The following is a 22,754-nucleotide window of genomic DNA, read 5'->3' as shown; positions in this document are numbered from 1 at the left end:
TGAAAATCTAGGTGATGGATAGGATTACAGTTTGAATTTCAAGTTGAAACCCCAAGTACGTGCTGAAGGAACCTGCGCCCCCTCAAGACCCTGTACGTTACCAGCGTTAACCGCAGCCTCTGGATCGATATGAGGAACGTTGCTGTAAAGAATCGCTAAGTTTCTTCCGTTTACAGAAAGGGTTACATCTCTAAATGGAAGCTTACCCAACATGCTATTAGGTAAAGTATAACCTAAAGACAATTCTCTCAATTTCACGAAGGAAGCATCATAAGTAGCAGACTCATGCGTACCGTAAAGAGAAGCAAATCCACCTGCTGCAGATACTAGCTGGTTGTTAGCACCCTCAGTAACGATTTTTCCATTTTCATCTCTTACTACAGCGCCGTCCTCATCATAAACCGCCATTTGGCCTCCGAAAACCATTCCGTTTTCACGAATTCCGTTCGCCGCAGTTTCTTCGAACATACCAGAATATTTTCCGAAATAATTAGATACTGAGAATAATGATCCTCCAAATGAACCATCCACCAATGCTGATAAAGTAAAACCTTTGTAACGGAATGTGTTATTCAAACCACCTGTCCAATCAGCCATTGTAGTACCTAAAACTTCATCAGCACCAGTTCTGATGTAAGTACCGCTGCTATTTACAACAGGATTACCGGCAGCATCTCTTTCAAAAGCTTTTCCTTCGATAGTACCGTATGGCTGTCCAACTCTCGCATTTACAGAACCTCCAAACAGGGAACCTAAACGAATATTTTCAAGTCCATCAACCAATTCCACCAATTTATTTCGGTTACGAGAATAGTTCACGGTTACATCCCAAGAAAAATCTTTGGTTTTAATTGGAGTACCATACAACATTACCTCAAAACCTTTATTTTCCATTTCCCCTGCATTGATATACATATCAGTATATCCGGAAGCACCAGAAACTTTTACTGGAATAATTTGATCCGTCTGACGAATGTGATAATAAGTAACATCCAATCCTACGCGCTCCTGAAGGAATCTCAAATCTAAACCTAATTCATAAGAAGTTTGGAATTCAGGCTTTAGATCAGCATTGTTCTTAGTATCCGGAACTGTAAATGCTGGATCAGATCCATAGTTAGGGTTCGCTACATAAGTGTCCATCAGGTTATAAGGATTGGTATCGGAACCAACCTGAGCCCAACCAGCTCTTAACTTACCGAAAGAAAGTACACTGCTATTATTTAGCGCAGGCAACTCCGTAAAGACAAAAGAGGTCGATACTGAAGGATACAAATAAGAGTTATTACCGTCAGGTAATGTAGAAGACCAATCGTTACGGAAAGTGGCATCCACGTAAACCATATCCATATAGCCCACAGAAGCGGAAGCAAATACAGAGTTAATCATTTTCTCTTCGCGTTGATCGTAAATCGTCGGACGAGAAACGGAATTCTCTAAGGTATAAAGATTAGGCACTGATAATCCACCCTCTGTTTTACCATAGTTCCAGAACATGGACTTTTTCATGCGGTTACCACCAGCATTGGCATTCACCGAAACCTCACCAAAACGCTTGTTGAAAGTCGCAATCAAATCAAAGTTAGTTTCCTGAACCTGATAGGTTTGGTGCTTATACTCTGATAAATCCACTGAACCTTCAGCAATACGCTCCTCACGACGATCAGTATACTGATCCAACATAGCGCGACCAGTCACAGAAAGATAATCTGTAAATTTGTAAGTCAAATTAGCATTACCGAAAACACGACGACGATTATCATTATTATAATTCTCATATCGTGTCCAATATGGGTTATCCGCATATTTAGGTGCTGGATTACTAGCTGAACGACGGTTCCAAGTACGTTGAGAACCATCAGGGTTTTTATAATTTGCCAAACGGTCCATATCCAACTGACGCTGCCCCCATTGGTTGAACTGCTGGAATGGGTTACGACCATCATAACCAGTACCTGTACGACCAACTGCAGACTGATCTACATAAGTTGCATTTACACCAGCGGTAAATTTTTTCGTAAGGTTATACGTTCCGGCAAATGACATCGTGTTTTTGTCCATAGAGGAGTTTGGCAACATACCCTCGGTATCCACATTGGTATAAGACAAACGGAAAGAACCTTTATCATTTCCACCACTCAAAGCAATGTTGTTATTAAAAACACGGCCAGTTCTAAGGAAATCCTCGATATTATTTGGATTGGCTTTCCACTCACGCACCTGACCGTAATTCTCTGTATCCCACTCATCGTAAGAATCCCAATGACGTACCAACTGACCATCATATTTAGGTCCCCAGGATTCATCCACTGCATATGAAGGAACGAATTCACCCGCTTCATTTACACCGAAACCACCGTAACCACCACCGTAAGAATTTTGATAATTTGGTAATTTCAAAGGATTAGAAAAAGTAACTCCGGAATTTACGGAAACACCTATTCTTTTCGACTTTGATCCTTTTTTAGTAGTAATCAAGATTACACCATTAGAGGCACGAGATCCATAAAGAGCAGCAGCAGATGCCCCTTTCAATACAGACATGGTTTCGATATCATCCGGGTTAATATCTGAAGCAGCGTTACCATAATCGTAACCTCCACCACCGGAAGACTGGCCATTATCTCTATAATTGGAGTTATCAATTGGCACACCGTCCACCACAAAAAGGGGCTGGTTATTTCCTGTCACAGAGTTTACACCACGAATCAAAATTCGTGAAGAACCGCCCATATTACCAGAACCGGTAATTTGAACACCCGCTACTTTACCCGATAACGAGTTAACAATGTTAGATTCCTGCGTCTGGGTTAAAGCAGATCCATCAACTTGCTGAATAGCATAACCCAGTGATTTTTCTTCTCTTTCAATTCCCAAAGCGGTCACAACAACCTCAGTCAATTGCTTGATATCTGCTGTCATGGTCATGTCAATCTTAGACTGCCCGCCTACCACAACTTCCTCATTGGCTAATCCAATAAAAGTAAATACCAAAACAGATTTAGCATCGGGAACTTGAATGGAGTACTTACCTTCAATATCGGTAACAGTACCGGTCGCCTGACCTTTGATCAATACGTTCACACCAGGGATGGGATCCCCGTTCTCTTCAGCAGTTACCGTCCCGGTAACTACACGGCCTTGCGCGAATGCTGCGGACATAGTAAGCAGCATGGCGAAAGCCATCAGTAAAGCTTTTTTCATAATAAGTGGTTAAGATTAGGATGACAAAAGAAGAGGTGTTCAAACAAAAAAATGAGCCTCTCTTCATTTTTATCTAACTCAAATTTAATACAATATTTTATTCCTTCGCAAAGATGCTTAGCGAAATTTTATTGGGTAATCAGCTCAGGAGGGCGCACAAATTGACCTATTAACAGAGTCTAACAAGAATAGCAGCGTTTCGCAGGAAGTAAATTAAGGCTACTTTATTTAAATTTTAACGCTTTATTAATTTGATTAATTCAAACAAAAAAAAATTTAATCTCCTGATAAATAGTCGCTTATAATTTAAAAAATTGCACTAACTAATCCTCTAAAATTCCTAATAACAATAACAACAAAACATGACATTTATCATGCTTATCAACTTCTTAAAATTGCATTATTCTAATCTGATAAATTCTAAAAAAAAATAAAAAAGGGCTCTAATTACAAAATAGAAGAGATTTGATTTTCAACAATCCATTTCGAAAAACGAAAAATCATCAAAAAAACAAGCTGCTTTTTGCCAAATTAACAATCCTAGTTTTGACTACTTTTCCCAAGGATGACTAACAAGACCAGATTTTACCTCCGAAAAAAATCGGATTTCACTTTCGGCTTAAAATATTATTCGTTCAAACTACTAAAATATGAGATTTTCAAAAAGCAACTTCCCCAAGCCCCTCCTCTATCCTCCCGATATCCATTTTAGTGAACATGGATCCTACAAAATAGTACCACACCTATATTTCATACCACCTGATTACCGACCAGGAAAACCATCTTTCATCAAAGAACCGTAAACTGCCTAGTCCATTTGAAAAATTAACCCGGATTAGTTCATGCTTAAATCCTCGTTTAGCTGTGAGGCGGAAAAAATGAAGGAATAGTTTCCTATTTCTAGTTTTTTCCAACGAAACAGATGAATGAGGAGAAAGCAAGCTTGCCCAAATTTGGGCTATTATCAACCAAAGAAAATAAATTATAATGAACTGAAAATAAACCCTTATGCTTAATTAATAATTATAGCGGTGAATAATTCGGGTTAATGTCCCCTCATCTGAGATGCTTTTAAAAACCATATTATGTGATTTCAAATTTGAAACATCAGAAGTGAATTCGGATAATTTTCAACAACAGCAATGCTATTCGCTCAAAAAAAGCGGGGGGTCCATTCAATTTTAATTCTTCTTCCAATTTTTGGCAATTACCAATGCTCCTGCCGAAGAGATGCTTTATCCGCAATGGCACAAGGTCAGAATTAAAAACAATACACAGGCTACCTCTTTAAGCCGGATGACCCACCCCTAAATGTGCTACCCGAAACAAGGCTCCCCCGCCTTCAATTATTTACAGTAAAGCCAGCTTATTCCTGCATAAATCCTCGTTTAGCTGCAAGGCGGGAAAAATGAAGGAATTGTTCCCTATTTCAAGTTTTTTCCAACGAAGCAGCTGAATGAGGGGAACGCTAGCTTGCCCAAATTTGGGCTATCAAAAATTTAAGAATAGCACATTTAAAATCCTGAAGTAATCGCTTTGAACTGACTTGGTGAATATCAGCGGTGAATAAATCGGGTTAAAGAATGTATCGTCCGTCATTCACCCGCTAAAAAATATCAACCAAAAAAAACCGCCCCAAATTAAATGAGACGGTTTATAATTATACTATTACTTTAAACTATTCCGCAAATTCGGAAAGCTCCAACCAACGAAGCTCTTTTTCATCGAGTTGGTCTCCGATGTCCTCAATTTCCTTTGCCCAAGTGGCTAAATCCTCATGAGAGCCTGTTCCTGCATTCATTTTCTCGACCAGTTCCGCTTTTTGAATTTCCAGCTGCTCAATATCTTCTCCGAGCTGCTCAAACTCTTTTGTTCTTTAAAGCTCAGCTTCTTTTTGGGCTGTTCTTTCTTTTGCTCAGCCTTCCAATCCGCCTTAGGTTTTTCTACCGCTTTGGCCGCCTCCACTCTTGCTCTTTCTTTTTCCGCTTCCTCAGTTCTGAAATCAGAATAATTACCGGCAAAGTCACGGATCAACCCCTGCCCTTCAAAAACAAAAGTATGATCTACCAGGCGATCCATAAAATAACGGTCGTGAGATACCAGCATCAGACAACCTCCGAATTTCGCCAGGAAGTCTTCCAAAACATTCAGGGTAATCAAATCCAGGTCATTGGTCGGCTCGTCGAGAATCAGGAAGTTCGGGTTCTTTATTAACACGCGAAGCAACTGCAACCTTTTGCGCTCTCCACCCGAAAGTTTACCAACCACATTGTACTGCATTTTCGGTGGAAAAAGGAAGAGGTTCAAAAATGCCGAAGCACTCAAAGTTGATCCGTCGGCCAACTCCACCACTTCCGCTACCTCTTTTACCACATCAATCACACGGGCTTCCGGATTAAAAGTCGCATCCTCCTGGCGGTAATAACCAATATGGGTGTTGATGCCACGATCAATTTCTCCACTGTCCGCTTCCAATTGCCCGGTAATGATATTCAGGAAAGTGGATTTACCCACCCCATTTTTTCCGATAATCCCGATACGATCTTTCTTTTTGAAGATATAGGAAAAGTCTTTTACGAACGGCTGGCCGTCGTAAGCCTTATTCACCTTGTCCAGCTCCAGAATTTTCCCGCCCAGGCGTCTTTCCTGAACACTGAGCTCCATTTCATCTTTTTTCAAATTCTTATGCGCTGCCTTTTTCACATCCTGAAAGGCATCCACACGGTATTTGGCCTTTGTCCCACGCGCCTTTGGCTGACGACGAATCCAGTCCAGCTCCTTCTTATATAAATTCTTAGCTTTATCAACCTCTGCTGCCTCAATCTGCTCCCGCTCCGCCTTTTTCTCCAGGAAATAGGAATAGTTGCCCTGATACTGGAAAATCTGACCACCATCCAACTCAATAATATGATTGGTCACTTTTTCCAGAAAATAACGGTCGTGCGTCACCAAAAGCAAAGCCATATTGGCCGTAGATAAGTATTGCTCCAGCCACTCAATGGTCTCCAAGTCCAGGTGGTTGGTCGGCTCATCCAGAATCAGAAAATCCGGTTTTTCAATTAATGCTCTCGCCAGAGAGATCCGCTTGCGCTGCCCGCCGGAAAGTTCACCCACTTTTTGTTCCAAATCATGAAGCCCGAGCTGCCCCAAAATCGTTTTGACCTGTGCCTCATAATCCCAGGCATTGGCCGCATCAATCTCGCCAATCAATTCCTGCAGGCGCTCCGCTGACTTTTCATCCGTCGCAGAGCGTTCCAAATGATATTCATAGTCTCTGATCAATGACAGCGTAGAATTCTCCGCATCAAAAACCGCCTCCCGAATGCTATCTCCTTCCTTAAAACAGGTGACTGAGCCACAAAGGCGACTTTCACCCCTTCCCGAAAGGCCACAACACCCTTATCTGCCTCTTCTCTTCCGGCAATGATTTTCATCAGGGTGGACTTCCCGCAACCGTTCACTCCCACCAAGGCAATTTTCTGCCCCTGATTGATTCCGAAACTCACCCCGTTTAACAGCAACCGCTCGTCAAAGCTTTTGTGCAACTCTTCTATGGATAGGTAATTCAATGCTGATCTATTTTTATGCGGCAAAGCCGCTGTGACTCATTATATATCAGGGCGAAGATAGTGATTTTCTAGAGAGCATGTTAAAAGTTCAGATAGACAAATAAAAAATTGGTCCCAAAACTTGGGCTTAATAGTCAGGCATCATTTCCACCATTATAATCGATCCAAAAGAGATCCTTCCTTACCTCACTCTTTATTGAAAAAAAACAACCATCAACAATAAGACCTCCAACCATTACAGCCGTAATCACTGATATTTTAAAAAAATAGTATTATTGAAATATAAATATTTTTTGAAATTACACCTATATTTTTTTCAACAAAACACAACATCTAACTGTAGGCATCCATTTTAGACGCCAAAACTATAACATCAAAAAGCTGTTCACAGAAGACCTTGGACTTACAAAGAAATAGAAGTCCATAAAGATTGAGTTTCAGCCCAAACAACGAGTATTTAATTTATTCTGAATCCCTTTCTCCCAATAGGCGAGACCTAAGTAGTCAAAAAAGGCTACAGGAATAAGTTTAATGAGTACCGCAAGCCATTTCATCACTGGTAAGTGAGGTATAATAAAACATACCCTGTTTTTGCTACTTCCTTATTGGTTCGGTGCACTCATCAAAAATAGGGATCAAAATTCAATAAATCTATGATTTATACATTACATCCAAAACAAAAAATTCATATTTTCATTATATTAATACTATATCATACCAAAAAAAGTAATAATCTTTCCCTGCCATGAAACCTCATTAAAACAGTCCCACTTCAACCACTAATTATTAATAAACATTATTCTCCGTCAGATACAAAAAGCACAACAAAGAAAATTATTTTCAGTGCAATGGAGGCCTATTACTATTTTTTAATTTACCCCAATTTGGCAAGGCTTACTTTCTCCTCCTTCATCTGCTTCCCTGATAAAACTCGAAATAGGAAACTATTCCATCATTTTCCCCCCCTATTACCAAACGAGGGTTTTAGCATGAAGAATACAGGATAATCGAGGAAAATAGCCCACCTAAAAAGCTCACTCAATAAAAAAAAGCACCTCATTGCTGAGGTGCTCGACGTTGTTGTTGGAAGTAATATCTTCTAAACTGCTCCTTACCAAATGAGCCGTTCGTCTTTTCACTTTCTTCGATTTTCCGGACTGGAATCTGTAAGTCAGGCCTAATTCCATGATCGGGCATAGCGGTAGTATCCGTATCCTGGAAGAAAATCTGATCTCCCTGACCGTTATATCCTGCAGTATTCAACCCCTTGATATTGGAGCCGAACACATCCTCTACGCGCAAAGCGATCTGTAATTGATCATCTTCTTTGGCGTATAATTCAGTGCCACATTGGAAAGATAGAACAAATCATTTTCTCCTTGTGCGTTACCGTAGCCGATTCACCTGCATGTCCCAGGCAAAAAAGCCAGCCCCTTCACGATCGGGCATTCAGGTTGGTATGATCGTCCAGTTGGTGGATTTGGTACAACGGTAATAATCAAAATATCCCCTGAATGGCATAAGCGTATAGGGAACCACCTACGAACAATTTCACTTGCTGCCCAGTCTCCAGTTGGTATCAACTCCAGCCCCAGGGCCTGATCATACCTGCATTGGTGTAAGAACGCATCAGTACGTTTTGCTCCTGATCCCGGTGTTCACGCGGAAAATAGCATTCTCAGTAGCGCGGTAGAAAGGCCGTCATCATCACATCCACTATAGCCATATCCCTGGAATAAGAAGCCTCGATATTGTTGATGTACTCCGGCTGCAAAGTCGGGTCACCAATTCATACACCTCATAAATTGTTCTCCATAAGAATGGCGCCATATTCTTTGTTGGCGGACGGTTGATTCTTCTGGAACCGGACAGGACAATCGCTGATCTTCTGCCAATTGATAATCCAGCATCAAAGAGGGAAACAGTTCGGTCTGCTGGTTTCATAAATCTCTCGCCTTCGCGCTCCGGATCAAAGATATTTTGGTAGTCGGTATTTTCCAGCTCCAACTCCTGATCGGTATACTCAAAACGTAAACCGGCATTCATCTTCAATTTATTAAAAGAAGCGCCATAGTTCACATAAGCAGCATAAATATCACGGCGAAGGTCTACCCCATTACTGTAAGGCGTTTCCCATTCCCGGAGGAGATGTTGTAATCTTCATAATCAAAATCACCACCCTGTCTCAACCACTGTGGTTGGAAACCGGTCTCGATTTTCTGATTCTCCGCTACCGGAATGGTAAAATCAAAACTCAGGCGATAACCATCCAATGGTTATTATCATGCTGGCGGTAAAGAAAAATCACGATTCCCATCTAGATCCAGATAGAATTGGAACTGTCCCGGAAAATTCTTCCCCGAGCATTACGTGAATATATTTCTCACTTGACTTTTCTGTGCTGAGGCCCCAATACAGAATAAAGGTATTTTCTGTTAAACCCTCAGGCAGGGTAAAATCACCTTCAAAAGCCTCAAATTCCAGACTTGGATATTTTTCCCGAATATATTTTTCAGAAATATCCGGATGATCAATATCTAAAACCGAGACCACCAAAGGAATCTTCTCCTCCTTAGTCTCTGACTTTTGATTAATATGCTTTTCTAAAGCTTGTCCCAATTGACCGTAACGCCCCACATTATTGGCCGAGGAGTTCAGCAATCCCTGTGTAAATTGCGCACCACCATTACGCTGGCCAAAAACAATGGTAGACGTAAAGATAATAAAACAAATAAAAAGTAGGTTTTTATTCATTTCGAAATATAAAAAACCCCGAGACAAATCCCGGGGCTCAACATTATCCATTCTTAATTTTTATTATAATGCCGGCGCTTTTACGCCATCCATATGCTTTAGATAGACAAATCAAAAGTATGGTCTACTCCTGTAGATAACACATAATTATCAATAGAAGCTGTTCCATAATAGTAATAAGTCACATCCATTTTGTTACCATCTTCATCTCTTCTTCCACCACTCTCATGGTACGATAGGCAAAAAACGGCACCTGGCGCATCAAAATCGATTTTGTCCACACCTGCAGCAAAATCAAGTCCTTGCACTTCATAACGGTTATTTACATCGAAACCATCCGCTAATACTACAAGTTTAGTGTCATCTCCGGCTTCGATACCATTTGCAGTATACATGACATCAAAATCACTTCCTGGAGCTACTACTTTGCTACTTACTAGATCATAATAAGGAGTGGCGCTTGTGAAAGTATTGGCGGCATTGCCACTGAATGTCCATTTACTTACAATCCCGTAATTCATTACCGTATTACTTCCAAACTCATTAGAGGAGGTAAACATTACTTAAGGGTATCACCAATCATACCGATATTAACCCCTTCGTTACTGATTTTGTATCCAAGGAAAATCACCTGAATCCTTATCAGTAACAGTTTCGATCTCGTCTTGGTCTAATTCAACGTAATCACCACTGTTAAGGGCCACTTCAATTTTATATCAGCCGCCTCAGCAGAAGATACAACCGCGCCATACTCACAAATGCTTCGTATGTCTCCTCGTTATATACCAGTGCGTCAATTTCGATGCTATTGGCATCTACTAAAGAAAAACCGGAATGTTTAACGATGTAGCCATCAGGCTGGTAACAACGAAAATCAATGCTTAATTTATTTTTGCCGGATTCATTCGCAAGACCAAAATCCCCATAGGTTCCTGTATAGGTCGCTAGGCCATCAGCCACTACCATTTCCATCTCTTCTCCATTTGCCATGAACGTAACCTTGGAAGGATTGCCCTCTAAAGGTACCGACAATTTGATGGGATCAAGCTCTGTAAATGCATAATTACCTGCCACGTGGAACGATTCAGAAGGAACTGAAACATCAAAAGACTCCTCGGGATCCGTACATGCGGAAAGCGCCAAACCCGCTACCGCCACGAAAGCCAAACTTTTTAATATCTTATTCATAATTGTGAATTCAAATGTTGTTATAGATTACTTTAAAGGGGCAGCTGGATTAACATCCCACCACATCTTTGAATAAAGTACGTCACCATTGTCAAGCATTGCAGCGCCTTCATTCATATTGGCAGCATTCAGGTTCCCTTCATCTGCCGGATAAGTCCAACGTGTTGGTACCGCACTGTTAGCCAATTTCTCGAAAGCGTTTTTCTCTGCTGGTGCGTAAAGTACATCTGCAAAATCAAATTGGCGGTAGCAAGACCAGCCTTCCTGACCCTGCATATACAAAGCCAACCATTTTTGAACTCCAATTGACTGCTTCCATTCAGCAGCATTGTATTGAATAGCCGATTGTTCTAGATAGGCTGAAATCGCTAGGTCTGAAACTCCCCAGCCTGTAGAGAGGCCGTAATTCCTTTATAATAATGATCAGCAGCACTACCGGAAAACATTCCATCCCAATTCTTTCGCATGAGCCAGGTTGAACTCTACCTCATCATACTTTAAAATAAAACCAGGAGCATCCGCTGAAGCCTCAACATAATCTGATGGCTGAGAGGTAGCGGAATAATGGAATAGCCGTCACTTGCTCACGGGTAAGACCGTAAGTAAGCCCTTTATACTGACCTGCATTCGCGCCGGTAGTGGCTTTAGTGGCGTACATTGGTCGACGCGGATCATTGAATGCATTCATTGTTTCCAACAATGCCTCAGAAGGAGCAAAGTCGTTACGACCGCCATTGATGCGGTTATCATATAATGGGTTTTGGTTAGGTGCTGATGTCAAATATGGGAATTCAGCATTATCAGCCACAGAAGTCATCAAACCCGAAGCGATCGCTGCCTCGCCATGAGTCTTGGCGGTTGCCGGGTCAACATCTGCCATTCTCAAGGCCATTCTTAATCGAAGAGAATTACCAAATTTTTTCCATTTGGTCATATCCCCTCCAAAAATCAAATCACCTTCCATTCCGGCTTTGTCTGCATCAATCATCGCTACAGCATTTTCCAATTCAGCCAAAACACCTTTGTATACTGCTTCCTGAGAGTCATAAGCCGGAGACTTTTGATCAGATCCCTGAAGAGCATCCGTGTAAGGAATTGGCCCCCAAAGGTCAGTAAGGTTTTGTAAAACCCAGGCTCTCAAAATGGTGGCAACTGCAATTTGGTTGACTGCAGCTCCGGAAGCTTCATAGGATGCTGCATTTTCACTTTGCATCAAATCAAGAATTTCTTGAAAATCGCGCAATGGTCTTGCATATAAACGGTTCCAGGTATTATTAAACATACTTGCTCTACCTGCCCAGTTATAGTGAGATTCTTCCGGGTAATCATTCTGAGCCAATACTGGCTCACCAACATTCCCATACGACCATTCTGCCACTCATCCCATGTTAAGTCCATCATGTTTTTGAGCATTGGTCATTAAATAAGCTGTTGGAACCTCAGTGGGTTGATATGGATTTGTATTCGCCTCCTCAAAACCAGAGGTACAAGCAGCCATAGAAAGCGCTGCTCCCAAACCCAATACTTTTATTTTATTTGAAACTAATTTCATATTATTGAAAATCTAGGTGATGGATAGGATTACAGTTTGAATTTCAAGTTGAAACCCAAGTACGTGCTGAAGGAACCTGCGCCCCCTCAAGACCCTGTACGTTACCAGCGTTAACCGCAGCCTCTGGATCGATATGAGGAACGTTGCTGTAAAGAATCGCTAAGTTTCTTCCGTTTACAGAAAGGGTTACATCTCTAAATGGAAGCTTACCCAACATGCTATTAGGTAAAGTATAACCTAAAGACAATTCTCTCAATTTCACGAAGGAAGCATCATAAGTAGCAGACTCATGCGTACCGTAAAGAGAAGCAAATCCACCTGCTGCAGATACTAGCTGGTTGTTAGCACCCTCAGTAACGATTTTTCCATTTTCATCTCTTACTACAGCGCCGTCCTCATCATAAACCGCCATTTGGCCTCCGAAAACCATTCCGTTTTCACGAATTCCGTTCGCCGCAGTTTCTTCGAACATACCAGAATATTTTCCGAAATAATTAGATACTGAGAATAATGATCCTCCAAAATGAACCATCCACCAATGCTGATAAAGTAAAACCTTTGTAACGGAATGTGTTATTCAAACCACCTGTCCAATCAGCCATTGTAGTACCTAAAACTTCATCAGCACCAGTTCTGATGTAAGTACCGCTGCTATTTACAACAGGATTACCGGCAGCATCTCTTTCAAAAGCTTTTCCTTCGATAGTACCGTATGGCTGTCCAACTCTCGCATTTACAGAACCTCCAAACAGGGAACCTAAACGAATATTTTCAAGTCCATCAACCAATTCCACCAATTTATTTCGGTTACGAGAATAGTTCACGGTTACATCCCAAGAAAAATCTTTGGTTTTAATTGGAGTACCATACAACATTACCTCAAAACCTTTATTTTCCATTTCCCCTGCATTGATATACATATCAGTATATCCGGAAGCACCAGAAACTTTTACTGGAATAATTTGATCCGTCTGACGAATGTGATAATAAGTAACATCCAATCCTACGCGCTCCTGAAGGAATCTCAAATCTAAACCTAATTCATAAGAAGTTTGGAATTCAGGCTTTAGATCAGCATTGTTCTTAGTATCCGGAACTGTAAATGCTGGATCAGATCCATAGTTAGGGTTCGCTACATAAGTGTCCATCAGGTTATAAGGATTGGTATCGGAACCAACCTGAGCCCAACCAGCTCTTAACTTACCGAAAGAAAGTACACTGCTATTATTTAGCGCAGGCAACTCCGTAAAGACAAAAGAGGTCGATACTGAAGGATACAAATAAGAGTTATTACCGTCAGGTAATGTAGAAGACCAATCGTTACGGAAAGTGGCATCCACGTAAACCATATCCATATAGCCCACAGAAGCGGAAGCAAATACAGAGTTAATCATTTTCTCTTCGCGTTGATCGTAAATCGTCGGACGAGAAACGGAATTCTCTAAGGTATAAAGATTAGGCACTGATAATCCACCCTCTGTTTTACCATAGTTCCAGAACATGGACTTTTTCATGCGGTTACCACCAGCATTGGCATTCACCGAAACCTCACCAAAACGCTTGTTGAAAGTCGCAATCAAATCAAAGTTAGTTTCCTGAACCTGATAGGTTTGGTGCTTATACTCTGATAAATCCACTGAACCTTCAGCAATACGCTCCTCACGACGATCAGTATACTGATCCAACATAGCGCGACCAGTCACAGAAAGATAATCTGTAAATTTGTAAGTCAAATTAGCATTACCGAAAACACGACGACGATTATCATTATTATAATTCTCATATCGTGTCCAATATGGGTTATCCGCATATTTAGGTGCTGGATTACTAGCTGAACGACGGTTCCAAGTACGTTGAGAACCATCAGGGTTTTTATAATTTGCCAAACGGTCCATATCCAACTGACGCTGCCCCCATTGGTTGAACTGCTGGAATGGGTTACGACCATCATAACCAGTACCTGTACGACCAACTGCAGACTGATCTACATAAGTTGCATTTACACCAGCGGTAAATTTTTTCGTAAGGTTATACGTTCCGGCAAATGACATCGTGTTTTTGTCCATAGAGGAGTTTGGCAACATACCCTCGGTATCCACATTGGTATAAGACAAACGGAAAGAACCTTTATCATTTCCACCACTCAAAGCAATGTTGTTATTAAAAACACGGCCAGTTCTAAGGAAATCCTCGATATTATTTGGATTGGCTTTCCACTCACGCACCTGACCGTAATTCTCTGTATCCCACTCATCGTAAGAATCCCAATGACGTACCAACTGACCATCATATTTAGGTCCCCAGGATTCATCCACTGCATATGAAGGAACGAATTCACCCGCTTCATTTACACCGAAACCACCGTAACCACCACCGTAAGAATTTTGATAATTTGGTAATTTCAAAGGATTAGAAAAAGTAACTCCGGAATTTACGGAAACACCTATTCTTTTCGACTTTGATCCTTTTTAGTAGTAATCAAGATTACACCATTAGAGGCACGAGATCCATAAAGAGCAGCAGCAGATGCCCTTTCAATACAGACATGGTTTCGATATCATCCGGTTAATATCTGAAGCAGCGTTACATAATCGTAACCTCCACCACCGAAGACTGGCATTATCTCTATAATTGAGTTATCAATTGCACACGTCCACCACAAAAAGGGCTGTTATTCTGTCACAGAGTTACACCACGAATCAAAATTCGTGAAGAACCGCCCATATTACCAGAACCGTAATTTGAACACCCGCTACTTTACCGATAACGATTAACAATGTTAGATTCCTGCGTCTGGTTAAAGCAATCCATCAACTTGCTGAATAGCATAACCCAGTGATTTTTCTTCTCTTTCAATTCCCAAAGCGGTCACAACAACCTCAGTCAATTGCTTGATATCTGCTGTCATGGTCATGTCAATCTTAGACTGCCCGCCTACCACAACTTCCTCATTGGCTAATCCAATAAAAGTAAATACCAAAACAGATTTAGCATCGGGAACTTGAATGGAGTACTTACCTTCAATATCGGTAACAGTACCGGTCGCCTGACCTTTGATCAATACGTTCACACCAGGGATGGGATCCCCGTTCTCTTCAGCAGTTACCGTCCCGGTAACTACACGGCCTTGCGCGAATGCTGCGGACATAGTAAGCAGCATGGCGAAAGCCATCAGTAAAGCTTTTTTCATAATAAGTGGTTAAGATTAGGATGACAAAAGAAGAGGTGTTCAAACAAAAAAATGAGCCTCTCTTCATTTTTATCTAACTCAAATTTAATACAATATTTTATTCCTTCGCAAAGATGCTTAGCGAAATTTTATTGGGTAATCAGCTCAGGAGGGCGCACAAATTGACCTATTAACAGAGTCTAACAAGAATAGCAGCGTTTCGCAGGAAGTAAATTAAGGCTACTTTATTTAAATTTTAACGCTTTATTAATTTGATTAATTCAAACAAAAAAAATTTAATCTCCTGATAAATAGTCGCTTATAATTTAAAAAATTGCACTAACTAATCCTCTAAAATTCCTAATAACAATAACAACAAAACATGACATTTATCATGCTTATCAACTTCTTAAAATTGCATTATTCTAATCTGATAAATTCTAAAAAAAAATAAAAAAGGGCTCTAATTACAAAATAGAAGAGATTTGATTTTCAACAATCCATTTCGAAAAACGAAAAATCATCAAAAAAACAAGCTGCTTTTTGCCAAATTAACAATCCTAGTTTTGACTACTTTTCCCAAGGATGACTAACAAGACCAGATTTTACCTCCGAAAAAAATCGGATTTCACTTTCGGCTTAAAATATTATTCGTTCAAACTACTAAAATATGAGATTTTCAAAAAGCAACTTCCCCCAAGCCCCCTCCTCTATCCTCCCGATATCCATTTTAGTGAACATGGATCCTACAAAATAGTACCACACCTATATTTCATACCACCTGATTACCGACCAGGAAAACCATCTTTCATCAAAGAACCGTAAACTGCCTAGTCCATTTGAAAAATTAACCCGGATTAGTTCATGCTTAAATCCTCGTTTAGCTGTGAGGCGGAAAAAATGAAGGAATAGTTTCCTATTTCTAGTTTTTTCCAACGAAACAGATGAATGAGGAGAAAGCAAGCTTGCCCAAATTTGGGCTATTATCAACCAAAGAAAATAAATTATAATGAACTGAAAATAAACCCCTTATGCTTAATTAATAATTATAGCGGTGAATAATTCGGGTTAATGTCCCCCTCATCTGAGATGCTTTTAAAAACCATATTATGTGATTTCAAATTTGAAACATCAGAAGTGAATTCGGATAATTTTCAACAACAGCAATGCTATTCGCTCAAAAAAAGCGGGGGGTCCATTCAATTTTAATTCTTCTTCCAATTTTTGGCAATTACCAATGCTCCTGCCGAAGAGATGCTTTATCCGCAATGGCACAAGGTCAGAATTAAAAACAATACACAGGCTACCTCTTTAAGCCGGATGACCCACCCCTAAATGTGCTACCCGAAACAAGGCTCCCCGCCTTCAATTATTTACAGTAAAGCCAGCTTATTCCTGCATAAATCCTCGTTTAGCTGCAAGGCGGGAAAAATGAAGGAATTGTTCCCTATTTCAAGTTTTTTCCAACGAAGCAGCTGAATGAGGGGAACGCTAGCTTGCCCAAATTTGGGCTATCAAAAATTTAAGAATAGCACATTTAAAATCCTGAAGTAATCGCTTTGAACTGACTTGGTGAATATCAGCGGTGAATAAATCGGGTTAAAGAATGTATCGTCCGTCATTCACCCGCTAAAAAATATCAACCAAAAAAAACCGCCCCAAATTAAATGAGACGGTTTATAATTATACTATTACTTTAAACTATTCCGCAAATTCGGAAAGCTCCAACCAACGAAGCTCTTTTTCATCGAGTTGGTCTCCGATGTCCTCAATTTCCTTTGCCCAAGTGGCTAAATCCTCATGAGAGCCTGTTCCTGCATTCATTTTCTCGACCAGTTCCGCTTTTTGAATTTCCAGCTGCTCAATATCTTCTCCGAGCTGCTCAAACTCTTTTTGTTCTTTAAAGCTCAGCTTCTTTTTGGGCTGTTCTTTCTTTTGCTCAGCCTTCCAATCCGCCTTAGGTTTTTCTACCGCTTTGGCCGCCTCCACTCTTGCTCTTTCTTTTTCCGCTTCCTCAGTTCTGAAATCAGAATAATTACCGGCAAAGTCACGGATCAACCCCTGCCCTTCAAAAACAAAAGTATGATCTACCAGGCGATCCATAAAATAACGGTCGTGAGATACCAGCATCAGACAACCTCCGAATTTCGCCAGGAAGTCTTCCAAAACATTCAGGGTAATCAAATCCAGGTCATTGGTCGGCTCGTCGAGAATCAGGAAGTTCGGGTTCTTTATTAACACGCGAAGCAACTGCAACCTTTTGCGCTCTCCACCCGAAAGTTTACCAACCACATTGTACTGCATTTTCGGTGGAAAAAGGAAGAGGTTCAAAAATGCCGAAGCACTCAAAGTTGATCCGTCGGCCAACTCCACCACTTCCGCTACCTCTTTTACCACATCAATCACACGGGCTTCCGGATTAAAAGTCGCATCCTCCTGGCGGTAATAACCAATATGGGTGTTGATGCCACGATCAATTTCTCCACTGTCCGCTTCCAATTGCCCGGTAATGATATTCAGGAAAGTGGATTTACCCACCCCATTTTTTCCGATAATCCCGATACGATCTTTCTTTTTGAAGATATAGGAAAAGTCTTTTACGAACGGCTGGCCGTCGTAAGCCTTATTCACCTTGTCCAGCTCCAGAATTTTCCCGCCCAGGCGTCTTTCCTGAACACTGAGCTCCATTTCATCTTTTTTCAAATTCTTATGCGCTGCCTTTTTCACATCCTGAAAGGCATCCACACGGTATTTGGCCTTTGTCCCACGCGCCTTTGGCTGACGACGAATCCAGTCCAGCTCCTTCTTATATAAATTCTTAGCTTTATCAACCTCTGCTGCCTCAATCTGCTCCCGCTCCGCCTTTTTCTCCAGGAAATAGGAATAGTTGCCCTGATACTGGAAAATCTGACCACCATCCAACTCAATAATATGATTGGTCACTTTTTCCAGAAAATAACGGTCGTGCGTCACCAAAAGCAAAGCCATATTGGCCGTAGATAAGTATTGCTCCAGCCACTCAATGGTCTCCAAGTCCAGGTGGTTGGTCGGCTCATCCAGAATCAGAAAATCCGGTTTTTCAATTAATGCTCTCGCCAGAGAGATCCGCTTGCGCTGCCCGCCGGAAAGTTCACCCACTTTTTGTTCCAAATCATGAAGCCCGAGCTGCCCCAAAATCGTTTTGACCTGTGCCTCATAATCCCAGGCATTGGCCGCATCAATCTCGCCAATCAATTCCTGCAGGCGCTCCGCTGACTTTTCATCCGTCGCAGAGCGTTCCAAATGATATTCATAGTCTCTGATCAATGACAGCGTAGAATTCTCCGCATCAAAAACCGCCTCCCGAATGCTATCTCCTTCCTTAAAAACAGGTGACTGAGCCACAAAGGCGACTTTCACCCCTTCCCGAAAGGCCACAACACCCTTATCTGCCTCTTCTCTTCCGGCAATGATTTTCATCAGGGTGGACTTCCCGCAACCGTTCACTCCCACCAAGGCAATTTTCTGCCCCTGATTGATTCCGAAACTCACCCCGTTTAACAGCAACCGCTCGTCAAAGCTTTTGTGCAACTCTTCTATGGATAGGTAATTCAATGCTGATCTATTTTTATGCGGCAAAGCCGCTGTGACTCATTATATATCAGGGCGAAGATAGTGATTTTCTAGAGAGCATGTTAAAAGTTCAGATAGACAAATAAAAAATTGGTCCCAAAACTTGGGCTTAATAGTCAGGCATCATTTCCACCATTATAATCGATCCAAAAGAGATCCTTCCTTACCTCACTCTTTATTGAAAAAAAACAACCATCAACAATAAGACCTCCAACCATTACAGCCGTAATCACTGATATTTTAAAAAAATAGTATTATTGAAATATAAATATTTTTTGAAATTACACCTATATTTTTTTCAACAAAACACAACATCTAACTGTAGGCATCCATTTTAGACGCCAAAACTATAACATCAAAAAGCTGTTCACAGAAGACCTTGGACTTACAAAGAAATAGAAGTCCATAAAGATTGAGTTTCAGCCCAAACAACGAGTATTTAATTTATTCTGAATCCCTTTCTCCCAATAGGCGAGACCTAAGTAGTCAAAAAAGGCTACAGGAATAAGTTTAATGAGGTACCGCAAGCCATTTCATCACTGGTAAGTGAGGTATAATAAAACATACCCCTGTTTTTGCTACTTCCTTATTGGTTCGGTGCACTCATCAAAAATAGGGATCAAAATTCAATAAATCTATGATTTATACATTACATCCAAAACAAAAAATTCATATTTTCATTATATTTAATACTATATCATACCAAAAAAAGTAATAATCTTTCCCTGCCATGAAACCTCATTAAAACAGTCCCACTTCAACCACTAATTATTAATAAACATTATTCTCCGTCAGATACAAAAAGCACAACAAAGAAAATTATTTTCAGTGCAATGGAGGCCTATTACTATTTTTTAATTTACCCCAATTTGGCAAGGCTTACTTTCTCCTCCTTCATCTGCTTCCCTGATAAAACTCGAAATAGGAAACTATTCCATCATTTTCCCCCCCTATTACCAAACGAGGGTTTTAGCATGAAGAATACAGGATAATCGAGGAAAATAGCCCACCTAAAAAGCTCACTCAATAAAAAAAGCACCTCATTGCTGAGGTGCTCGACGTTGTTGTTTGGAAGTAATATCTTCTAAAACTGCTCCTTACCAAATGAGCCGTTCGTCTTTTTCACTTTCTTCGATTTTCCGGACTGGAATCTGTAAGTCAGGCCTAATTCCATGATCGGGCCATAGCGGTAGTATTCCGTATCCTGGAAGAAAATCTGATCTCCCTGACCGTTATATCCTGCAGTATTCAACCCCTTGATATTGGAGCCGAACACATCCTCTACGCGCAAAGCGATCTGTAATTGATCCATCTTCTTTGGCGTATAATTCAGTGCCACATTGGAAAGATAGAACAAATCATTTTCTCCTTGTGCGGTTACCGTAGCCGATTTCACCTGCATGTCCCAGGCAAAAGCCAGCCCCTTCACGATCGGGGCATTCAGGTTGGTATTGATCGTCCAGTTGGTGGATTTGGTATCAACGGTATAATCAAAAATATCCCCCTGAATGGCATAAGCGTATAGGGAACCACCTACGAACAATTTCACCTTGCTGCCCAGTCTCCAGTTGGTATTCAACTCCAGCCCCAGGGCCTGATCATTACCTGCATTGGTGTAAGAACGCATCAGTACGTTTTGCTCCTGATCCACGGTGTTCACGCGGAAAATAGCATTCTCAGTAGCGCGGTAGAAGGCCGTCATCATCACATCCACTATAGCCATATCCCTGGAATAAGAAGCCTCGATATTGTTGATGTACTCCGGCTGCAAAGTCGGGTCACCAATTTCATACACCTCATAATGTCTTCTCCATAAGAATGGCGCCATATTCTTTGTTGGCGGACGGTTGATTCTTCTGGAACCGGACAGGATCAATCGCTGATCTTCTGCCAATTGATAATCCAGCATCAAAGAGGGAAACACGTTCGGCTGCTTGGTTTCATAAATCTTCTCGCCTTCGCGCTCCGGATCAAAGATATTTTGGTAGTCGGTATTTTCCAGCTCCAACTCCTGATCGGTATACTCAAAACGTAAACCGGCATTCATCTTCAATTTATTAAAAGAAGCGCCATAGTTCACATAAGCAGCATAAATATCACGGCGAAGGTCTACCCCATTACTGTAAGGCGTTTCCCATTCCCCGGAGGAGATGTTGTAATCTTCATAATCAAAATCACCACCCTGTCTCAACCACTGTGGTTGGAAACCGGTCTCGATTTTCTGATTCTCCGCTACCGGAATGGTAAAATCAAAACTCAGGCGATAACCATCCAATGGGTTATTATCATGCTGGCGGTAATGCACCAAAAGCTCGCCACGGTCATGCTCATGATTAGACTCCTGATTTTTGTTATCCAAATCACCCCAAAGTCTGGACTTTTCATACAAACCGGCCACATTCAACTGAATGCCCGACTCCCATTTTTTCTCATAATCCATTGCCCAGGACTGAAACGCACCTTTTTTGGCGTGGGTGTTGGGGTTAAAAATCACCTCATTTTCACGGCCGGCAATCGGATTTCCATCAATATCTCCGATGAAGTTATGGTAGTAATAGTCAGCAGTTCGCGTTTCCTCTTTAAAACCGTAGTAATAAGAAGCATTCAGTTTACTGCTCTCACTAAAATCATAAGATACGCCCAAATTTACTGTTGCATTTCTATGCCATTCCGGACGGTCACCGGCAGCCTGCATATGGTAGTAGCTACCATCTTCCTGCAAAATACGGGCATCCCCGGTACGACTTCCTCTTACATCACGGCTGCTATAACTTGCGCCTCCGTATAAGGTCCATTTGTCTTTGGCATGCGTAAAGTTCATCGAGCCCGAATATCTTCTTGGGTCCATCCCTTCATGCCATGGCGTTCCCCCACCCATCACATCCGCAGTGAAAGTAGTCCCTTGCATCACATTTCCGGTCGTGGTGATGTTGATGATGCCCGCATTTCCCTGTGCCTCATATCGTGCAGAAGGAACGGTGATCACCTCAATATTCTTAATAGAGGCCGCCGGAATTTGCTGTAACAAAACGGAGGGTTCAATTTGGGTCGGCTTCCCATCAATGTATACCAGGAAACCGGAAGTTCCACGTAAACTCACTTCACCATCAGGGCTGATGCTTACCGAAGGAATATTTCTCAAAAGATCAGTAGCTGCTCCGGAGCGGGCAGTGGCAAAATCTTCTGCATTAAATACTTGTCGGTCAATCTGACGGGTGGCCGTTTCACGCTGTCCGGTGACCTCAACGGATTCAAGCTGTTTGGCATCTATCCCTAAACCGATTTTTCCCAATTTCAAATCTTCTCCTTTTGCCAGCTTCACGGCAGTCTGATGAGCATGATAACCCACGAAACTGACCTGTAATTGAAAGTCTCCCGCGGGTACTTTCTTCAATTCGAACTTACCATCCAAATCCGTCATCCCGCCGGTTACTAATTGGTCTTTTTCAAAAAGCGCCACCTGGGCAAATGATAATGGTGCCTGGTTTTCTCCATCGACTACCGTCCCGGAAATTTTGGACTGCGCCCAAAGCAATTGGGGAACAAACAACAGCAGGCTAAATAAAAAATGTTTCATTAATAATGTGTGTTTACAATAATTTTATCATTGATGACTTAGTTGAAAAGCACATAGGGAATTATCCAAATCCCCTATTACAAAATTAGGGCAGACTTGATGGACAAAATGGTGCAATTTTCCCAAAAA

Annotated in this window: 15 protein-coding genes and 1 pseudogene; all 16 read right to left on the bottom strand. The window is 41.3% G+C overall.

The features are described from left to right. Positions 1–24: 24 nt before the first annotated feature. Positions 25–3,204 carry a SusC/RagA family TonB-linked outer membrane protein gene (locus AAA970_RS02595; protein ID WP_338235873.1) on the bottom strand — a complete coding sequence of 1,060 codons (3,180 nt, stop codon included), beginning with the start codon at positions 3,202–3,204 and terminating at the stop codon, positions 25–27. A gap of 1,678 nt (positions 3,205–4,882) precedes the next feature. Continuing rightward, positions 4,883–6,773 (bottom strand): annotated as a pseudogene (locus AAA970_RS02590) (ABC-F family ATP-binding cassette domain-containing protein). 1,056 nt (positions 6,774–7,829) lie between these two features. After that, on the bottom strand, positions 7,830–8,075 hold the full coding sequence (locus AAA970_RS02585; protein ID WP_338235872.1) for a hypothetical protein: 246 nt from the start codon (positions 8,073–8,075) through the stop codon (positions 7,830–7,832). Between the two features lie 414 nt (positions 8,076–8,489). Further along, positions 8,490–8,852: an outer membrane beta-barrel protein gene (locus AAA970_RS02580; RefSeq protein WP_338235871.1), complete on the bottom strand. Its 363-nt coding sequence runs from the start codon at positions 8,850–8,852 to the stop codon at positions 8,490–8,492. A gap of 29 nt (positions 8,853–8,881) precedes the next feature. Next, positions 8,882–9,046 (bottom strand): hypothetical protein, encoded by a 165-nt coding sequence (locus AAA970_RS02575; protein ID WP_338235870.1) that lies wholly within the window; start codon positions 9,044–9,046, stop codon positions 8,882–8,884. A gap of 31 nt (positions 9,047–9,077) precedes the next feature. Then, positions 9,078–9,527, bottom strand: a complete 450-nt coding sequence (locus tag AAA970_RS02570; protein WP_338235869.1) for a hypothetical protein — start codon at positions 9,525–9,527, stop codon at positions 9,078–9,080. 98 nt (positions 9,528–9,625) lie between these two features. Next, positions 9,626–10,087: a hypothetical protein gene (locus tag AAA970_RS02565; RefSeq protein ID WP_338235868.1), complete on the bottom strand. Its 462-nt coding sequence runs from the start codon at positions 10,085–10,087 to the stop codon at positions 9,626–9,628. 151 nt (positions 10,088–10,238) lie between these two features. Then, the gene (locus AAA970_RS02560) at positions 10,239–10,715 is read right to left on the bottom strand and encodes a hypothetical protein (RefSeq protein WP_338235867.1); all 477 of its coding nucleotides are present in this window, start codon (positions 10,713–10,715) and stop codon (positions 10,239–10,241) included. Between the two features lie 27 nt (positions 10,716–10,742). Then, complete coding sequence (locus AAA970_RS02555; RefSeq protein ID WP_338237699.1) at positions 10,743–11,054, bottom strand: SusD/RagB family nutrient-binding outer membrane lipoprotein; 312 nt, start codon at positions 11,052–11,054, stop codon at positions 10,743–10,745. 190 nt (positions 11,055–11,244) lie between these two features. Continuing rightward, positions 11,245–12,093 (bottom strand): SusD/RagB family nutrient-binding outer membrane lipoprotein, encoded by an 849-nt coding sequence (locus AAA970_RS02550; RefSeq protein WP_338235866.1) that lies wholly within the window; start codon positions 12,091–12,093, stop codon positions 11,245–11,247. Then, a complete protein-coding gene (locus AAA970_RS02545; RefSeq protein ID WP_338235865.1) occupies positions 12,094–12,267 on the bottom strand; it encodes a hypothetical protein in 174 nt (57 codons plus the stop codon). Positions 12,268–12,310: 43 nt separating this feature from the next. Continuing rightward, on the bottom strand, positions 12,311–12,739 hold the full coding sequence (locus AAA970_RS02540) for a protein kinase family protein (protein ID WP_338235864.1): 429 nt from the start codon (positions 12,737–12,739) through the stop codon (positions 12,311–12,313). Positions 12,740–12,761: 22 nt separating this feature from the next. Then, positions 12,762–14,672, bottom strand: coding sequence for a TonB-dependent receptor domain-containing protein (locus AAA970_RS02535; RefSeq protein WP_338235863.1), 1,911 nt, complete (start codon positions 14,670–14,672; stop codon positions 12,762–12,764). 392 nt (positions 14,673–15,064) lie between these two features. Next, a complete protein-coding gene (locus AAA970_RS02530) occupies positions 15,065–15,457 on the bottom strand; it encodes a carboxypeptidase-like regulatory domain-containing protein (protein ID WP_338235862.1) in 393 nt (130 codons plus the stop codon). Positions 15,458–17,137: 1,680 nt separating this feature from the next. Further along, complete coding sequence (locus AAA970_RS02525; RefSeq protein ID WP_338235861.1) at positions 17,138–19,030, bottom strand: ABC-F family ATP-binding cassette domain-containing protein; 1,893 nt, start codon at positions 19,028–19,030, stop codon at positions 17,138–17,140. A 1,102-nt stretch (positions 19,031–20,132) separates the two neighbouring features. Beyond that, positions 20,133–22,625, bottom strand: coding sequence for a TonB-dependent receptor (locus tag AAA970_RS02520; RefSeq protein WP_338235860.1), 2,493 nt, complete (start codon positions 22,623–22,625; stop codon positions 20,133–20,135). Between the last annotated feature and the right edge of the window lie 129 nt (positions 22,626–22,754).

Origin of the sequence: Persicobacter diffluens (genome assembly GCF_036244895.1) — a bacterium.
Lineage (GTDB): Bacteria > Bacteroidota > Bacteroidia > Cytophagales > Cyclobacteriaceae > Persicobacter > Persicobacter diffluens.
This window is presented reverse-complemented; position numbering and strand designations above follow the sequence as displayed.